The organism is Nakamurella sp. (assembly GCF_048594475.1).
In the GTDB taxonomy this organism is placed as follows: Bacteria; Actinomycetota; Actinomycetes; order Mycobacteriales; family Nakamurellaceae; genus Nakamurella.
This window is the reverse complement of sequence record NZ_JBMDXT010000117.1, coordinates 1-2,056: the sequence shown is the minus strand read 5'-3', so window position 1 is coordinate 2,056 and position 2,056 is coordinate 1. Positions and strand designations below refer to the sequence as shown.

At 77.5% G+C, this 2,056-nt stretch carries 1 protein-coding gene and 1 pseudogene; both read left to right on the top strand.

The annotated features are described in order from the left end of the window. Nucleotides 1-559: pseudogene (locus ACOJUF_RS06080) on the top strand (mannose-6-phosphate isomerase, class I); the annotation flags it as partial. Nucleotides 560-1,113: 554 nt separating this feature from the next. Then, a partial coding sequence (locus ACOJUF_RS06075; protein ID WP_420120967.1) for a DNA translocase FtsK 4TM domain-containing protein occupies nucleotides 1,114-2,056 on the top strand: 943 nt, incomplete at its 3' end.

Here is a 2,056-nt window from a genome sequence, read left to right as displayed (position 1 = left end):
CATGCACGCCTACCTGTCCGGGTTCGGGGTGGAGATCATGGCCAGCTCGGACAACGTGCTGCGGGGCGGGTTGACGACCAAGCACGTGGACGTGGCCGAGCTGTCCGCCGTGGTGTCGTTCGCCCCGGACGAGCCGATGCTGATCCCCGGGGTGCCGGTCGCCCCGGGCGAGGTCGCGTTCCGCACCCCGGTCCCGGAGTTCCTGCTGTCCCGGGTGCGGGTGGACGCGGTCGGTCGGGTGCTGGAGCACACCGGCCCGCAGATCCTGCTGGTCACCGAGGGCACGCTGACCCTGACCGACGCGCAGGGGGCCGAACTGACGGTCGGGCCGGGCCGATCGGTCTTCCTGCCGGCCCGGCAGGGACCGGTGCGGGTGCACGGCACGGGCACCCTGTTCCGCGCGACCGACGGACTGGCCGCTCGCGCCGCGACCGCCCCGGCGGGCACCGCAGCGGGCACCGCGGCGACGACCCCGGCGGGCACCGACCCCTCGGCGAACCCGGCCGGCGGCCCCCCGGCGGGCACCGACCCGGTTCCCGCGCTGTCCCTCGTCTCCTGACCCGCGCGGATCATCACCCGCCGCGCGGGCGAACCCGGCGACTCCCGTCCCACCCGTCACCATCGGGGCGAGTTCGTCCGCGCGGCGCCGATCCGGAGCGGCACCCACCCCCGCCGTCACCCCCGCCGTCACCCCGGCCGTCCACCCCGCCCGTCCCGGCCGGCCGGTGTGGCACGTGAGGTTGGTGTGACCGGCCCGATACGTTAGAGCGCATGGCTGCGAAGTCCCCGGCAACCCGGTCCTCAGGCGGGCGCTCGGCGCCTCGGTCGACGTCCGGAACGTCGTCCGGGTCGGCCCGGCGCCCGACCTCGGCCGGTGCCACGGGATCGACCGGCTCGTCGGCCCGGGCGGCCGGAAGCTCCGACCGGGCCCGGTCCGGCGGTACCCGCGGCACCGGCTCGGGCCGCTCGCGCGCCACCAGCTCGAAGGGTTCCGGCGGGCGGTCGGGCGGATCCCGGTCGGGTGCCGGCCGCAGCCGCGCGGGCGCCCCGACGAAGGCCTGGTCCGCCGCCGAGACGCGGGAACAGTCGCCGGTCGTCACCGGCATCAAGGGCGTGGGTCGGGGACTGCGCCGGCTCTGGCTGCTCGTCGCCCGCTGGTGCGGGCAGCTCGCCCGCGCGGTCGGCGCCGGGGCATCGGCCACCCGGTCCATCGACGCGACCCACAAGCGGGACGGGCTGGCGCTCGGCCTGATCGCGGTCGCGCTGGTCTGCGCCGTCGGCACCTGGCTGGGGGCGGCCGGCCCGATCGGTGCGCTCGCCGACGACGCCGTCCGGGTCTGGGTCGGCGTGCTGGCCTACGTCTTCCCGATCGCCCTCGTCGTGCTCGCCGTGGTGCTGATGCGCTCCGAGCCCGACCCGGGCCACCGGCCGCGCCGGATCGCCGGCGGCATCGCCGTGGTGCTCAGCGCGGCCGGCGTGCTGCACGTGCTGCACGTGGCCGGCCTGGCCGATGCCACCACCGATTCGACCGGCCAGCGGATGACGGCCGGCGGGACGGTCGGCTGGCTGGTCGGCCAACCGCTCTTCGTCGGCATCAACACGATCCCGGCCCTCCTGTTGCTCGTCCTGCTCGGCCTGTTCGGGGTGCTGCTCATCCTGGGCATCTCGCTGGCCGACGTGCCCCGGCTGATCCGGGGCGGCTGGCGGGAGATCGGTCACCGGTCGGCCGAGCCGGACGACGGGTACGACGACTGGGACGAGCCCGCCGACGAGCACCCGATGGATCTGGACGAGCCGCCGGCCGCGCCCCGGCTGCGCCGGCCGTCCCGCCGCCGGCAGGGCGTCGACAGCGGCACCGACAGCGACACCGACAGCGACAGCGGCACCGGCAGCGGCATCCCCGGCGGCGCCCGCAGCGCCGGCGAGGCCGGCCTGGGCCCGGCCGGCGACCTCGACGACGGATCCGGCGAGGTGGCCCACCCGGCCACCGGGTACGCGGCCCGGCGCGGGGCCGAGCCGCTGACCCGGCCGATCCCGCCCGTCCCGCCGGGCCCGG